Genomic DNA, 15,571 nt, shown 5'->3' on the forward strand with positions numbered 1-15,571 from the left:
AGTGTTCGCCCCTTACTTGCGCTTACGGCGCGAAACAATCATGTTGTCTGTGCGCTTGTTACGACGGGTGCGGTAGCCCTTGGCAGGAGTACCCCATGGGCTGACTGGCTCACGGCCTTCACCCGTACGACCTTCACCACCACCGTGCGGGTGATCGACTGGGTTCATCGCCACACCGCGAACGGTAGGACGAATACCACGCCAGCGAACAGCACCGGCTTTACCGATTTGACGCAGGCTGTGATCGTGGTTGCTGACTTCGCCAATCGTGGCGCGGCAGTCGATGTGAATGCGGCGAACTTCACCGGAACGCAGACGCACTTGAGCGTACGTGCCTTCACGAGCCAGCAACACAGCGGAACCACCAGCGGAACGAGCGATTTGAGCACCCTTACCAGGCAGCATCTCGATGCAGTGAATGGTTTGACCCACAGGAATGTTGCGGATAGGCAAAGTGTTGCCGGAACGGATAGGAGCTTCCGCGCCAGACACAACCGTTGCACCCACTTCCAGACCACGAGGGGCGATGATGTAACGACGCTCGCCGTCTGCGTAGCACACCAATGCGATGTGAGCGCTGCGGTTAGGGTCGTATTCCAGACGTTCTACTTTCGCAGGAATACCGTCCTTGTTGCGACGGAAGTCGACAATACGATAGTGCTGCTTGTGACCGCCGCCACGGTGACGAACCGTGATGTGGCCGTTGTTGTTACGGCCAGCACTGCTGGATTTCTTTTCCAGCAAAGCCGCGTAAGGAGCGCCTTTGTGCAGTTCAGGGTGAACCACTTTGATCATGCCACGGCGACCTGGCGACGTTGGTTTTACTTTTACCAATGCCATATTAGTTCACCTCAGAAAAGTCGAGTTCCTGACCGGGCTTGAGCGAGACATATGCCTTGCGCACACTGCGGCGGCGACCCATGAAACGGCCAAAGCGCTTTTCCTTGCCCTTCTGATTGAGCACCTGCACCGACTCAACTTCTACTTTGAACAGCAGTTCAATAGCAGCTTTGATTTCAGGCTTGGTAGCATCAGGAGCGACGCGGAAAGCGATTTGCTGATTTTTTTCGGCAACGTACGTGGCTTTTTCAGTCACGACAGGAGCCAGAATTACTTGCAATAGACGTTCGGCGTTCATCCCAACATCTCCTCAAACTGAGCGACAGCCGCTTTGGTGACCAACACTTTTTTGTAGTGGATCAGGGACAGCGGGTCGGCGTAGCGTGGTTCAACCACAGCAACGTGAGGCAGGTTACGCGTAGCCAGGTACACGTTCTCGTCCAGCGCGTCGGTGATGATCAGCACGGATTCCAGGCCCAGGTCTTTCAGCTTGTTGGCTGCCAGACGGGTCTTGGGTGCTTCCAGAGTGAAGGAATCAACAACCAACAGACGCTCGTCACGGACCAACTGAGACAGAATCGCGCTGATACCGGCGCGGTACATCTTCTTGTTGACCTTGTGTGCGTAGTTTTCTTCACCGGTGTTGGGGAATGCACGACCGCCTCCACGCCACACGGGCGAGGATGTCATACCAGCACGAGCGCGGCCGGTGCCTTTCTGGCGCCATGGCTTCTTGGTGCTGTGGTTGACTTCGGCACGAGTCAATTGCTTGCTGTTACCGCTGCGAGCATTGGCTTGGTATGCAACAACGATCTGGTGAACCAGTGCTTCGTTGAATTCACGACCGAAAACAGTTTCGTTGGCCTGCAATGTGGATGCAGCTTGGCCTTGTTCGTTCAGGAGCTTCAGTTCCATGGATTAGGCTCCTTTCACAGCAGGGCGCACAACGATATTGGCATTCTTGTGACCTGGGACAGCGCCCCGGACCAGCAACAAGCCACGCTCGGCGTCGACGCGGATCACGTCAAGATTCTGAACCGTACGGGTAACGTCACCCATATGGCCCGACATTTTTTTACCTTTGAACACACGGCCTGGATCCTGGGCTTGACCAATGGAACCGGGTACGCGGTGCGAGCGCGAGTTACCGTGGCTGTTACGCTGGCCGCCAAAATTGTGGCGTTTGATGGTACCGGCAAAGCCTTTACCGATCGTGGTGCCCGTAACGTCAACCTTCTGACCCGCTTCGAAAATGCTTTCCACAGCAACTACGGAACCGGCGGAAAGCTCGGCGATAGCAGCGGGGTCGAGGCGGAATTCTTTCAGGATGCTGCCAGCTTCAACGCCAGCTTTTGCATAGTGCCCTGCCTGGGGCTTGGTAACGCGTGTTGCACGACGGGTGCCAAAGGCAACCTGTACAGCAGCGTAACCGTCAACTGCGGGCGTCTTGACCTGGGTGATGCGGTTGTTGGACACGTCCAGCACGGTCACAGGGATGGACTCGCCTTCCTCTGTAAACACACGGGTCATGCCAACTTTACGCCCAACAAGGCCCAGCCGCCACGCGGCAGGCGTAGGTGTCGAGTTCGACATCGTTTTCTCCATTCCTGACTACGATTGGTCAGGGCTAACTGAGAGTACACGCAATAATTTGCGCGACGACCATAACCAAAACTTTTTGGCTAAGCTAGTAAATATAGCACGCAGCTGTAAAGCCAAGCAAGATTTACTGCAAAAATCCGCCCTAAACTGCTTGATTGACAACAGTTTTTTTGAATTCGGGGTGCTTGGCTACACAGTCTGAATCAGAAAAATTGATCTGCCGCGCATTTTCTATTGGTATGCCTTATTGACAAAACGAGCCACGTATTCGTTCACCGGTTCATCACGAATTTGAGCCGGAGTACCGCTTTGTTCCACCCTGCCCTCACGTAGCACCACAATATGCTGGCCCAACCGTAATGCCTCATCAATATCGTGAGTAATAAAGATGATGGTTTTGTTCAGGCTGCTTTGCAGGCGTAAAAGCTCATCCTGCATCTCGTAGCGAATCAAGGGATCCAGGGCCGAAAAGGCTTCGTCCATCAAAAGAATGTCGGCATCAACGGCCAAGGCTCGGGCAAGTCCTACTCGTTGCTGCATCCCGCCTGACAATTCGTCCGGATAGTTATCGACATAATCATGCAGACCCACGCGCTCCAGCCATTGCCGAGCCTGCTCTCTGGCCTGTGAACGCTTGTCTCCACGCACCTCAAGGCCGAAGGCGACATTCTCCACCACCGTCAAATGAGGCAGCAAGCCAAAGGCCTGAAAGACCATGCTGATCCCATAGCGACGAAATTGTCGCAAGCTGGCCATGTCCAGCTGCAATATGTCCTGCCCATCCACCAACACCTGCCCGGCACTGGGGTCAATCAAACGGTTGATGTGGCGCACCAGCGTGGATTTGCCTGAACCGGATAAACCCATGACGCAGGATATCTGCTGCGCGGGAAAGCAGGCATCGACCCCCGCCAGGCCTACGATGCAATCCGTCTGCTTTTGCACGGCCTGCTTGTCGGCCCCCTGCTTTAACAGCTCCACGGCTTCAGCCGCCCGGTTGCCAAAGACCTTATAAACGTCTCGCAGTTCTATCTTGCAGGCCTGCTTACCCGAGGGGGTAGGAATGGTATTCATGCTTGCCTCCTGACCATGCGACGGTGACGCTGAGAACGGCCAAAGGATTGAGAAATGCGGTCAATAACAATGGCCAGGATCACAATCGCCACCCCTGCCTGCAAACCACGCCCTATATCCAGTGTCTGAATACCAGCCAGCACGTCCTCACCCAAACCCTGAGCCCCAATCATGGAAGCGACCACCACCATGGACAAGGCCATCATGGTGGTTTGATTAATACCGGCCATGATGCTGGGCCGCGCCAGGGGCAAGGTGACCTTGGTCAGCATTTGCCAGCGTGTAACCCCGTACGCCTGGGCTGCTTCCATCACATGTTTGTCCACCTGTCGCAAGCCCAGGCTGGTCAGGCGAATCAAGGGCGGGACGGCATAGACAACAGTGGCCAAAACGGCGGGAACCTTACCCAGACCGAACAGCATCAGTACCGGGATCAGATACACAAAACTGGGCATGGTTTGCATCACATCCAGTACGGGCGTCAGCACTTTTCTAAGCAGGCGGCTACGAGCACTAAGAATGCCAACCGGGACGCCGATCAGCACAGAAAAGACCGTGGCCACCAGTACCAAGGTGAAGGTTTGCATCAGCTTGTCCCACAGGCCCATAGCGCCTATCAAGTACAGGCCAGCTACATAGAGCAGAACAGGCAAAAAGCGCCGTTGTCCCCACCAGGCCAGCAAACCGGTCAAGGCCAGAATCGCCCAGGCAGGCACCTGCTGCAAGACACGCTCCACCGGCAAAATGGCATGCGTCAGAATCCAGGCGCTGATCTGACGAAAACCTGTGCCCCAATCCTGCACGGCAACCAACAACTGACGGTTAACCCAGTCTGCAGCTGACCACTCCGGGAAGAAGCGGGACTGCGCTGCGGCTACCGGCTGTATTGCCTGAGGTTCCAAAGCTGCCTGCAAGCGATCTGCCTGGGCCATTGGCATCCACTGACGCCATTGCTCTGCATTCTCTTTCAGGAACTGCTGTACCTGGGTGCTGGCGTTCTGCCCACCCTCTGTCATGCCCAGAATAATCTTGTTCATCTGTTCGGGCTCTAGCTGGATCTTTTCAAACAAGGTCACCAGCTCGGGGTGGGACTCTACGAAAGGAGTAGAAGCCGCTACGCCTATATGCGCCAGGATAAAGTCCGTTGGGCAGATCTTGCCCTTGCCCGACACAGCGGCTTCCCAACAGCTTTCATTGAAGGGTGCGCTAGCTAACTTCTTGAAGGAATACTTGGCCATCAGACCCGCAGGCTGCCAGTAATAGAACAGGATCGGTTCACGCCTGTCATAGGCAGCGCTGATTGCCGCATCCAGAGCCGCACCCGTACCGGGCCGAAAGTTTTGATAGTGCTCGCCCAAACCATAAAGGTCGAACAGGCGGCTATTGAAGGTTTCACATACCCAACCGGAGGGACAGTTATAGAAACGGCCTTTATTGGGCTGTTCCGGATCACTAAAAACAGTGGCGTAGCGTCCTAAATCCTCAACTTTCTGTAGATCGGGTGCAGTTGACTTGATTCCCTTGTCCGGGTCGCCATCAACGACATAGTCCGGCACATACCAGCCCTGTTCTGCCCCACCCTTCAGGGTATTGCCAAGGACCTGCACCTGGCCGGCTTCAATGGCTTTTTCAATGATCTCGGTACGCCCCGACCAGATCTCGCCAATTACTTGAATATCATTTTGCGCCAGCGCACTTTCCAAAGCTGCCGACGAGCCCGGAACCCGTTCGGTCTTGCAACCGTAGGCCTTCTCCAGAATCTGCTGATACAGCTCGGTGCTGAATGCTGCGCTTTCCCAACTCAGGTCCGCCAGCCGTATGGGTTTGTCGTCCGCACACGCTTGCGCTGATGCGCTGCTTCCCCACAGACATAGCCAGAGCGCCAGGAAATACCACAGGGCCAGGAACGGCTTTCGTCTCCGATTTATCATTCTTGTCCTCCTTCAACCCTGCTCATCGTCGCATTTGTAGCCCTGACAAAGTGTGTCCGGTCGTAAAAAGTAGACCAAAACCCGCTTTTTCCCAATAACGACACCGTGCTGAACTAGCCATGAAGCACCTGAGAGCAAAGCTCTTGTTCTGTTCAGGATAAACGGTCAATCGCCATTACCCCTGCAGCGTCAGAAGGAAACTTGCAGACGAAAAAAAACGCCATGCAGTTGCATGGCGTTTCTTTCGATGTAACTCGAACAGCTAGGCAGAATTACTGCAGAGCGATTTCAACGTCAACACCGGCTGGCAAATCCAGACGCATCAGAGCGTCGACGGTCTTGTCGGTAGGATCGACAATGTCCATCAAGCGCTGGTGGGTACGCATTTCAAACTGATCGCGCGATGTCTTGTTGACGTGCGGCGAACGCAGAATGTCGTAGCGACGGATACGTGTTGGCAGTGGTACTGGACCACGAACAACAGCGCCGGTGCGCTTGGCGGTTTCTACGATCTCAGCAGCAGACTGATCGATCAACTTGTAATCGTAAGCCTTCAGACGGATGCGGATTTTCTGGTTTTTCATGGGTAATCCTAAAGAACGATATAAGTGGGGGCTTTTTGACCGGGTTTATCGATTACTCGAAGAAACGCTGACTAAAAAGCACCCCTTTTGGGGGTAGCAAAGACGCGGCGGGAAGGTTTGCACCTTCACACCGCGATCAAGGCTTATTACTTGATGATTTTTGCAACCACGCCAGCGCCAACGGTACGGCCGCCTTCGCGAATAGCGAAGCGCAGACCTTCTTCCATGGCGATAGGAGCGATCAGGGACACTTTCATCGAAATGTTGTCGCCTGGCAGAACCATTTCCTTGTCTTCTGGCAGCTCGATGGTGCCGGTCACGTCAGTTGTACGGAAGTAGAACTGAGGACGGTAGCCCTTGAAGAAAGGAGTGTGACGACCACCTTCTTCTTTGGACAGAATGTACACCTCGGCGTCGAAGTCCGTGTGTGGCTTGATCGAACCGGGCTTGGCCAGAACTTGACCACGTTCCACGTCTTCACGCTTGGTACCACGCAGCAGCAGACCGACGTTATCGCCAGCTTCGCCCTGGTCCAGCAGTTTGCGGAACATTTCAACGCCGGTACAAATGGTCTTGACCGTGTCTTTGATACCCACGATTTCGATTTCTTCGCCGACCTTGATGATGCCGCGCTCAATACGACCGGTCACAACCGTACCACGGCCGGAGATCGAGAACACGTCTTCAACAGGCATCAGGAAGGTACCGTCAACGGCACGCTCAGGCGTAGGAATGTAGCTGTCCAGCGCTTCGGCCAGAGCCAGAACGGCTTGGCTGCCCAGTGGGCCTTCATCGCCTTCCAGAGCCAGTTTGGCCGAACCCTTGATGATCGGGGTGTCGTCGCCGGGGAAGTCGTACTTGGACAACAGTTCACGAACTTCCATTTCAACCAGTTCGATCAGTTCTTCGTCATCAACCATGTCGGCCTTGTTCAGGAACACGATGATGTAAGGAACGCCAACCTGACGGCTCAGCAGGATGTGCTCGCGAGTCTGGGGCATTGGGCCGTCAGCGGCCGAGCAAACCAAGATAGCGCCGTCCATCTGGGCAGCACCGGTAATCATGTTCTTGACGTAGTCAGCGTGGCCGGGGCAGTCAACGTGAGCGTAGTGACGGTTAGGCGTTTCGTACTCAACGTGCGACGTGCTGATGGTGATACCACGTGCTTTTTCTTCAGGGGCGTTGTCGATCTGCGAGTAATCGCGCGCTTCGCCGCCGTATGCCTTGGACAGAACCGTGCAGATTGCAGCGGTCAGAGTGGTTTTACCGTGGTCAACGTGACCGATAGTACCGACGTTGACGTGCGGTTTAGTCCGTTCAAACTTACCTTTTGCCATGATTTATCCCAATTATGTTTTACAGGAAAACAAAAAAATTGTTGAGCAGCCCGCCATAGGGCGGGCTGATATTGCTATTACTTACCGCGAGCGCTGATCACTTCGTCAGCCACGTTCTTTGGAGCTTCAGCATATTGCTTGAATTCCATCGTGTACGTAGCGCGACCTTGTGTTTGCGAACGCAGGCTGGTCGAGTAACCGAACATCTCGGCCAGAGGAACCTCGGCCTTGATGACCTTGCCACCACCAACCATATCGTCCATACCCTGAACCATACCGCGACGGGAGGACAAGTCACCCATCACTGTACCGGCGTATTCCTCAGGGGTTTCAACTTCTACAGCCATGGTCGGCTCCAGCAGAACTGGGGCAGCCTTGCGCATACCATCCTTGAAGGCCATCGAAGCGGCCATACGGAAGGCGTTTTCGTTCGAGTCCACATCGTGGTACGAACCGAAGAACAACGTAGCCTTGACGTCAACCACTGGGTAGCCAGCAACCACACCTGCGGACAGGGTTTCGCGGATACCTTTTTCAACGGCAGGGATGAATTCGCGAGGAACCACACCGCCCTTGATGGCGTCAACGAACTCAAAGCCGCCGCCTGCTTCCAGGGGCTCCAGCTTGAGGACAACGTGACCGTACTGACCACGACCACCGGACTGTTTGACGAATTTACCTTCGATTTCGTCGCAAGTCTTGCGGATGGTTTCGCGGTAAGCCACTTGTGGTTTACCCACGTTGGCTTCCACGCCGAATTCACGGCGCATGCGGTCTACCAGAACTTCCAGGTGCAGCTCGCCCATACCGGAAATAATGGTCTGGCCGGATTCTTCGTCGCTGCTGACACGGAAAGAAGGATCTTCCTGAGCCAGACGGGACAAGGCCACGCCCATTTTTTCCTGGTCGGACTTGGTTTTTGGTTCCACGGCCTGCGAAATCACGGGCTCTGGGAACTCCATGCGTTCCAGAATGATGTGCTGACTGGCGTCACACAGGGTTTCACCTGTGGTCACGTCTTTCAGGCCCACCACGGAAGCGATGTCACCAGCAACCAGTTCTTTCAGCTCGGCACGGTTGTTTGCGTGCATCTGCAAGATACGGCCGATACGCTCTTTCTTGCCCTTGATAGGGTTGTAGACCGTGTCGCCCGAACGCAGAACGCCCGAGTAAACGCGTACGAAAGTCAATTGACCAACAAAGGGGTCAGTCATCAGCTTGAACGCCAGAGCGGACATAGGCTCTTCGTCGTTGGCTTTACGATGAATGACTTCACCGTCATCGTCCGTACCTTCGACAGGAGGAATATCCACTGGCGATGGCAGGTAGTCGATCACGGCGTCCAGCATGCGCTGTACACCCTTGTTCTTGAACGCGGTACCGCACAGCATTGGCTGAATTTCGCAGGCAATGGTACGTGTACGCAGACCCAGGTTGATGTCCTCTTCGGAGAGGTCACCGTTTTCCAGGTACTTGTTCATCAGGTCTTCGCTGGCTTCAGCAGCCGACTCGACCATTTTTTCACGCCATTCTTCGGCCGAAGCTTGCAGCTCGGCTGGAATGTCGGTGTATTCAAATTTCACGCCGTTGCTGGCTTGATCCCAGATGATTGCTTTCATCTTGATCAGGTCAACCACGCCTTGGAAATCTTCTTCAGCGCCGATCGGGATAACGACAGGCACGGGGTGGGCTTTCAGACGCAGCTTGAGCTGGTCGTAAACCTTGAAGAAGTTAGCGCCAGTACGGTCCATCTTGTTGATGAAAGCCAGACGAGGCACACCGTATTTGTTGGCTTGACGCCATACGGTTTCCGACTGAGGCTGAACACCACCCACCGCGCAGTACACCATGCAAGCGCCGTCCAGCACGCGCATGGAACGCTCAACTTCAATAGTGAAGTCAACGTGGCCGGGGGTATCAATGATGTTGATACGGTGTTCTGGGTAATTGCCCGCCATACCACGCCAGAAAGCAGTGGTAGCAGCCGAGGTAATGGTGATCCCGCGCTCTTGCTCTTGCTCCATCCAGTCCATGGTGGCCGAACCTTCGTGGGTTTCGCCCAGTTTGTGGTTCACACCGGTGTAGAACAGGATGCGCTCGGTAGTGGTCGTTTTCCCGGCGTCGATGTGAGCCGAGATACCGATGTTGCGATAGCGCTGAATAGGGGTTTTGCGGGCCATGGTTATATGTCCTCAGATTACCAACGGAAATGGCTGAATGCTTTGTTAGCATCGGCCATCTTGTGCGTGTCTTCACGCTTTTTCATTGCACCGCCACGGCCTTCAGCCGCATCGGACAATTCGCCGGCCAGGCGCAAGTCCATCGATTTTTCACCGCGCTTTTTAGCGGCTTCACGCACCCAGCGCATGGCCAGAGCCAAACGACGCACGGGACGCACTTCGACAGGTACCTGGTAGTTAGCGCCACCAACACGGCGGCTCTTCACTTCAACAACAGGTTTTACATTATTGATGGCAGCATTAAACACTTCGAGCGGATCTTTGCCGGTTTTCTGCGCAATTTGTTCCAGCGCGCCATAAACAATACGTTCGGCAACAGCTTTCTTGCCGGACAGCATGACCACGTTCATGAACTTGGCCAGCTCAACGCTGCCAAATTTCGGGTCAGGTAGGATTTCACGTTTGGGTACTTCGCGACGGCGAGGCATTTTTATTTCCTTGTGACTATTCAGTTGAACCGCGTTATGCGGTCTCGGCCATTCATGACAAATGACCACTTACCTACCATGGCGCTCAGGCCACGGTTGCACGGATCCAGACCAGGGAACTGATCAATGGATACATGGATTACTTGGGACGCTTGGCGCCGTACTTGGAGCGGGCTTGTTTACGATCCTTGACGCCTTGCAGGTCAAGAGCACCGCGAACAATGTGGTAACGCACACCTGGCAAGTCTTTAACACGACCACCACGGACGAGAACGACCGAGTGCTCTTGCAGGTTGTGGCCTTCACCACCGATGTAAGAAATGACTTCGAAGCCGTTGGTCAGGCGCACTTTGGCGACTTTACGCAGAGCGGAGTTAGGCTTCTTGGGGGTCGTGGTGTATACACGGGTGCAAACACCGCGGCGTTGTGGGCAGTTCTCGAGCGCAGGGCTCTTGCTGCTAACGCGGCTGACTTCGCGCGGTTTACGCACGAGCTGGCTAATGGTTGGCATGACCTTTACGTATCCTATAACGTACTTTACGTACTGGTTGACGTATATGTTTTGAAAAACGCCGTCCAGTTGGCGGGTGTTGAAACCCTGGACCGGAAGCGGCATTGCGCAATACCACTCCCCATAAAACACGAAAAAGAGCGGTCTTGCACATGGCTTGGGCTTGATTTCAAGCACTAAAAAAGTGCCCGCAGCCCCTAAATTCAGGGCTGCCATCAAATTACTGCAAGGTGTACCGGCAAAGGATCCTTAAAGTAAGCTCTAAAATTTACCACAGTAAACCCTTATAGGTCAACGATTTGGACACCAATCCGGCAGTTTCCCGTTGTCACGGCACACGCATGGAAGCACTTGGTCACTCGCTATCTACATATCGTTATACTGCAGGGCTATTGCACTTCTGCGACAAGGACAATACCCATGATCATCGCTTCCCTGGAAGACGACCTCGTCCAGGCTGAACTGATTGCCCGGATCCTGACCGAGGCTGGCTATGAATGTCGCTCCTTTCATCAAGGAAAGGACTTGCTGGCCGCTCTGGCCAAGCCACATAATTTCGGTTTATTGCTACTGGACTGGGAACTGCCGGATGTCAGCGGCCTGGATGTGTTGCGTTGGGTTCGCACCACACTGGGTCATGCCCTGCCCGTCATATTCCTGACCAGCCGTACCCAGGAGGAGGATCTGGTCACGGGTTTGCAGGCCGGAGCCGACGACTATATTAATAAGCCCGTGCGCAAGGGAGAGCTGGTTGCGCGCGTCAATGCCGCTGTGCGCCGTCTGGATCTGAGCACCTCGGCCACTCAGGACAGCCGCTTTTCGTTTGCAGGCTACGATATCTTTCCTGAACAAGGCCATATTGTGCTGAACGGTGAAACCGTTACCCTGGCGCCCAAAGAATTTGAATTGGCCCTCTTGCTGTTTCGCAACCCCGGCCGCCTGTTCTCGCGTGATGTTTTAAGCTCCGCGGTCTGGAACCGGGAAATTCCGGCCACCTCCCGTACGCTGGACACTCACCTGTCCAACATACGCCGTAAACTCCAGTTGCGACCCGAAAACGGGGTGCGCCTCACGGCATCCTACGCCCTGGGCTATCGCCTTGAACTTCTGACCGACCCTAGCTGATTTCTATGATTACTTTGCGTATCGCCGCGCCTCTCGTTTGCGGCCTGATTTGGGGTGGCGTCGTGTCAGCCCAACCTTCTGGTGCCCGCGGCGAAAATTTTGTCTATAAAGTGCTGGCCGGTGACACCTTGCTGGGCATCTCCCAGACCTACACCCGCCAGGACCGCAACTGGTCCGAAATTCAGCGACTGAACGCGGTGGCCGATCCCTACCGTCTGCCCATTGGCAAAGAACTGCACATCCCATTTCGCATGATTCCGGAAGTGCCCGCCCCCGCCCGTATCACGCACCAGACCGGCCAGATTCTTGTGAACGGTCAAGCACTGGGTGCAGGAACGACTCATTTGCAAGAAGGCGACTTGATCCGCACAGGTAGCAATGGCTACCTGACGCTGGAGTTGCAAGACGGCAGCCAACTGAGCGTACCCGCACAGGCATCCTTGAGCGTGGCCCGCATGCGTGCCTTTGAAGGCACCGGCCTGACCGACTCGATCATCGCTCTGGACGATGGCGATGTGGAATCGCGCGTTTCCCCGGAGAAAACCGGCGTAGGTCGCTTTGAAGTCCGCACCCCTGTCAGCATTACTGGTGTACGTGGCACCGAATTGCGTGTGCGTACTCAACAAGGCATGGCTCACAGCGAAGTGCTGGAAGGCCGCGCAGAATTGGGAACCCAGCAACGCAGCACCCCCACCGCCCTGAAGCAGAATCAAGGGGCCGCTGTGGGCACTGATGGCAATATCATGGCGCTGGAGCCTTTGTTGCCCGCTCCGCAGATCTCCACACCCGAGCGTCGCGGAGGCCAATGGAACAGCACGATTCAGGCCGTGCCCGGTGCCCAGGCCTATCTGGTCCAGACCTCCACCGATCCGCAAGGCGCCAAGTTGCTGTCGCGCGACATCACGACGGATACGAATATTCAGTTTGGTGCCTCGCGCCCTGGCACCTACTACGTTACCGTTCGTGCCATTGACCGCCATGGTCTGATGGGCCCGGACACGATCGAAAGCTTTGAAGGCGCAGCCAGCCTGACCAGCTCGGATGGCCAAGCCGTGGTCAGCAATTTTGGCGACCCCATCCTGCTGTCTCAGTTCGAGTAGCTAAACGGCGTACGGCATGAGCAGCCCGGCCCCCAGAAACAACAAGCTACTCTCTGACCGTATCCGGAAAGAGTGGCATCTGGTTTCAGGCTTGCTGATGCTGCTGACCTTATTGTTCAGCTCCCTGCGTGACGACTTCGCGCTGGGCAAGCTGAACAACCTGATTTACGACTTCACCATGGCGGCCGCTCTTCCACAGGCTGCCCCCCCGGATATTGTCATTGTCGCCATAGACGACTACAGCATTGCCAATCTTGGCTTTTGGCCCTGGCGACGCATCAGCCATGCACAACTGCTAGGCCGACTTGAACAGGCCCGCGCTGTCGGCATCGATCTGGTTTTTCAGGAACCCAACCCGGCCTACCCCGATGATGACCTGGCACTATCCGAGGCCATACATCATCACGGGCGCGTTGTGCTGCCAATGATCTATGACACTCAGCGTCACGTTGTGAATACCGCCATTCCCATGCTCAGCAAGGCGGCCACAGCCTCGGGCTATATCAATATCGAACCGGATTCAGATGGTGTGGTCCGACGTATCGCCTTGCAGCAGACCACCCCCTCCGGCCGTATGCTGCCGCACTTCTCGATTGCCATGCTGATGACGGGCGGAGATGTCGATCTGGCCCTGCAAGCGCTGGGTTCCAGCCAAACAGACATTCCCCACATTCCCTTTCTGGGCCGCAGCGGTCACTTCAAGACCGTGCCTTACTTCAATGTCCTGAACGGCGATATTCCGCCCTCCTTCTTCAAGGATAAATATGTACTGGTAGGCGCCTGGGGCAGTGGACTGGGTGATACCTTTCCTACTCCTTTGTCCAAAGCCGGCATGAGCAGCATGTCGGGCGTGGAGATCCTGGCCAATACCCTCCAAGCGGTGCGCAGCAATCAATGGGTACGCACGCCACCGGCCTGGTTTATTGCGCTGGCCAGCTGCCTGCCCGTTCTGCTGGCATGTCAGGTTCTGATCTATCTGTCACCACGCGCCACCTTGCTCAGCCTGATCGGGCTAGTCTTTGCGATCTTGCTGGTGAACTGGATCGCCATGCATGGCTTCAATCTGTGGATTCCGCCGCTAGCCAGCCTGATTACTGTTCTGTTGGCCTACCCGCTATGGCACTGGCGCAGTCAGGAGGCTGCCCTGAATCAGGTCACCGAAGAACTGAACAAGCTGCAGCTGGAGTACCCGGATGTCAAAACTGCTCTGAACGAGCGCCTATCGGGCTTAAGTACACGCAATCTGCCTCATCGTCTGACCCAGCTACATAAATCCATCAATCTGTTGCGCCAGGCCCAGACCAAACGTGAAGAGACCTTGCGCTTCATTTCGCATGATATGCGGGCGCCCCAGAACTCCATCCTGGCACTAACGAGCTTGCAACGTCAGGATGACAGCAAGCTGCCGCCAGATCAGTTTCTGCACAAGATGGAAGGCTATGCCGAGCAAACGCTGGAACTGGTGGACAACTTCATCAGTCTGGCACGGGCCGAAGCCATGGAAATGGTACTGAGCCCGCTGAACCTGTTTGATCTGCTGGCAGACTGTCTGGATGACGCTTGGGCCAGCGCCAGCAAGCGCTCTATCAGCTTGAACTTGAATGACTCGGAGCTGGTCTGGGTGAACGGCAATGCGCCCATGCTGCGCCGCGCCTTTACCAACCTGATTCAAAACGCCATCAAGTACGGCCCGGATGGCAACCAGATTGATATAGACCTTGTGCTGGGCAACAACAGCGTTCAGGTATTCGTCAAAGATCAGGGCTGGGGAATTCCGGCAGAAAATCAGGCGACTATTTTTGAGCCTTATCATCGAGCCCACGAAAATACTGAAGGTGCACCTTCGGGTAGCGGACTAGGTTTGGCCTTTGTGAAAACCGTGATCAACAAACACGGCGGGGATATTGTCCTGGACAGCACGCCTGAGCAAGGCTGTACCTTTATCGTCTCCCTGGCCACGATTGCTATCTCCGATGAAGACTGAATTCTGGCGCGATGCCGCCCTGCCCTATGTAGAAAGCCGACGTGCCTGCGACAGCCGGATCTGCTACCAGGAACACAGCCACCCCACCTACTCGATTGGAGCCGTTGATGGCGGTGGCAGTGTCTTTACAGGCGCACCCGGCGGCCCGGTCCAGCTTGCACCTGGGTCTGTGGTCTTTGTCCCCGCGCACCGCAGCCATGCCTGCAATCCGTTGCCAGATCAGTCCTGGAGCTATCAGATGCTGCATCTGGATGCGGGGTGGCTGGAGCAGCTTTGGCAGGAAAGTACAGGACTCAGGCTGGAGGCCCAGGAGCCTATCCGTGTTAGCCACGAACCGCAGCTTTATGCGGCCTACTGCGAGTTGAACACCCTCTTGTTTTCAGCCGCTCCGATACTGAGCAAAGAAGCAGCGATGATCGACTTTTTGCTGCACCACGGCTCAGCCCAATCCCAGCCCTTGGCCCCCGCTCCCCCACCTAGCGCCGTTTTGCAGAAAGCCCTGGATCGCTGGGTTGAAGGCCAATTAGCCACTATCCCCCTGCAAGAACTTGCTCGAGAAACCGGTTTGAGCCGCTACCAGCTGATTCGCGCCTTTCGTCGCCATACCGGCCTGACTCCACAGCGCTGGCAATTGAATCAACGTATCAACCTGGCCCGAAACGCCCTGCTCCAAGGCGACGAGCTGGCTGATATTGCCTATCGCCTGGGCTTTGCCGACCAAAGTCATTTTCAGCGTGTCTTCAAGCATTACACCGGTGTCACTCCGGGCCAGTACCGCAGCTAAAGCGCGCGCACTTTTATTCAATACGGCACCC

At 55.4% G+C, this 15,571-nt stretch carries 15 protein-coding genes; 4 read left to right on the top strand and 11 right to left on the bottom strand.

Features of this window, described 5'->3' with window-relative positions; translation table 11 throughout:
- Positions 1 to 12: 12 nt before the first annotated feature.
- The 11 genes from rplB to rpsL form a co-directional block, all read right to left on the bottom strand.
- Entirely contained in the window at positions 13 to 840 is an 828-nt protein-coding gene (gene rplB / locus U2949_RS09385; RefSeq protein ID WP_003803041.1) for a 50S ribosomal protein L2, read from the bottom strand.
- Position 841: 1 nt separating this feature from the next.
- Positions 842 to 1,138, bottom strand: coding sequence for a 50S ribosomal protein L23 (rplW, locus tag U2949_RS09390; protein ID WP_003803043.1), 297 nt, complete (start codon positions 1,136 to 1,138; stop codon positions 842 to 844).
- Entirely contained in the window at positions 1,135 to 1,755 is a 621-nt protein-coding gene (rplD, locus tag U2949_RS09395) for a 50S ribosomal protein L4 (RefSeq protein WP_009462425.1), read from the bottom strand. Before rplD ends, rplW begins: the two co-directional genes overlap by 4 nt.
- 3 nt (positions 1,756 to 1,758) lie before the next feature.
- On the bottom strand, positions 1,759 to 2,433 hold the full coding sequence (gene rplC, locus U2949_RS09400) for a 50S ribosomal protein L3 (RefSeq protein WP_003803046.1): 675 nt from the start codon (positions 2,431 to 2,433) through the stop codon (positions 1,759 to 1,761).
- A gap of 240 nt (positions 2,434 to 2,673) precedes the next feature.
- Entirely contained in the window at positions 2,674 to 3,516 is an 843-nt protein-coding gene (locus U2949_RS09405) for an ATP-binding cassette domain-containing protein (RefSeq protein WP_321287326.1), read from the bottom strand.
- Positions 3,513 to 5,447 carry a glycine betaine ABC transporter substrate-binding protein gene (locus U2949_RS18765; protein ID WP_257723278.1) on the bottom strand — a complete coding sequence of 645 codons (1,935 nt, stop codon included), beginning with the start codon at positions 5,445 to 5,447 and terminating at the stop codon, positions 3,513 to 3,515. The genes U2949_RS09405 and U2949_RS18765 overlap by 4 nt, the downstream gene beginning before the upstream one ends.
- A gap of 272 nt (positions 5,448 to 5,719) precedes the next feature.
- Complete coding sequence (rpsJ, locus tag U2949_RS09420) at positions 5,720 to 6,031, bottom strand: 30S ribosomal protein S10 (RefSeq protein ID WP_003803053.1); 312 nt, start codon at positions 6,029 to 6,031, stop codon at positions 5,720 to 5,722.
- 146 nt (positions 6,032 to 6,177) lie between these two features.
- Positions 6,178 to 7,368, bottom strand: coding sequence for an elongation factor Tu (gene tuf / locus U2949_RS09425; RefSeq protein WP_009462422.1), 1,191 nt, complete (start codon positions 7,366 to 7,368; stop codon positions 6,178 to 6,180).
- A gap of 77 nt (positions 7,369 to 7,445) precedes the next feature.
- The gene (gene fusA, locus U2949_RS09430) at positions 7,446 to 9,548 is read right to left on the bottom strand and encodes an elongation factor G (RefSeq protein WP_257723279.1); all 2,103 of its coding nucleotides are present in this window, start codon (positions 9,546 to 9,548) and stop codon (positions 7,446 to 7,448) included.
- Between the two features lie 17 nt (positions 9,549 to 9,565).
- Entirely contained in the window at positions 9,566 to 10,036 is a 471-nt protein-coding gene (gene rpsG / locus U2949_RS09435) for a 30S ribosomal protein S7 (protein WP_003800875.1), read from the bottom strand.
- Positions 10,037 to 10,175: 139 nt separating this feature from the next.
- The gene (gene rpsL, locus U2949_RS09440) at positions 10,176 to 10,547 is read right to left on the bottom strand and encodes a 30S ribosomal protein S12 (protein ID WP_003800872.1); all 372 of its coding nucleotides are present in this window, start codon (positions 10,545 to 10,547) and stop codon (positions 10,176 to 10,178) included.
- Positions 10,548 to 10,967: 420 nt separating this feature from the next.
- On the opposite strand from rpsL, the gene U2949_RS09445 reads away from it, so the two are divergent.
- The 4 genes from U2949_RS09445 to U2949_RS09460 are packed head-to-tail and all read left to right on the top strand — an operon-like array spanning position 10,968 to position 15,540.
- On the top strand, positions 10,968 to 11,672 hold the full coding sequence (locus U2949_RS09445) for a response regulator transcription factor (protein ID WP_009464199.1): 705 nt from the start codon (positions 10,968 to 10,970) through the stop codon (positions 11,670 to 11,672).
- Between the two features lie 5 nt (positions 11,673 to 11,677).
- Positions 11,678 to 12,772 (top strand): FecR family protein, encoded by a 1,095-nt coding sequence (locus U2949_RS09450; protein ID WP_026484879.1) that lies wholly within the window; start codon positions 11,678 to 11,680, stop codon positions 12,770 to 12,772.
- 16 nt (positions 12,773 to 12,788) lie between these two features.
- The gene (locus tag U2949_RS09455; protein WP_257723280.1) at positions 12,789 to 14,756 is read left to right on the top strand and encodes a CHASE2 and HATPase_c domain-containing protein; all 1,968 of its coding nucleotides are present in this window, start codon (positions 12,789 to 12,791) and stop codon (positions 14,754 to 14,756) included.
- Positions 14,746 to 15,540, top strand: coding sequence for a helix-turn-helix transcriptional regulator (locus U2949_RS09460; RefSeq protein WP_321287338.1), 795 nt, complete (start codon positions 14,746 to 14,748; stop codon positions 15,538 to 15,540). Before U2949_RS09455 ends, U2949_RS09460 begins: the two co-directional genes overlap by 11 nt.
- Positions 15,541 to 15,571: the final 31 nt, after the last annotated feature.

The sequence above is a fragment of the Alcaligenes phenolicus genome (assembly GCF_032063905.1).
Lineage (GTDB): Bacteria > Pseudomonadota > Gammaproteobacteria > Burkholderiales > Burkholderiaceae_B > Alcaligenes > Alcaligenes phenolicus.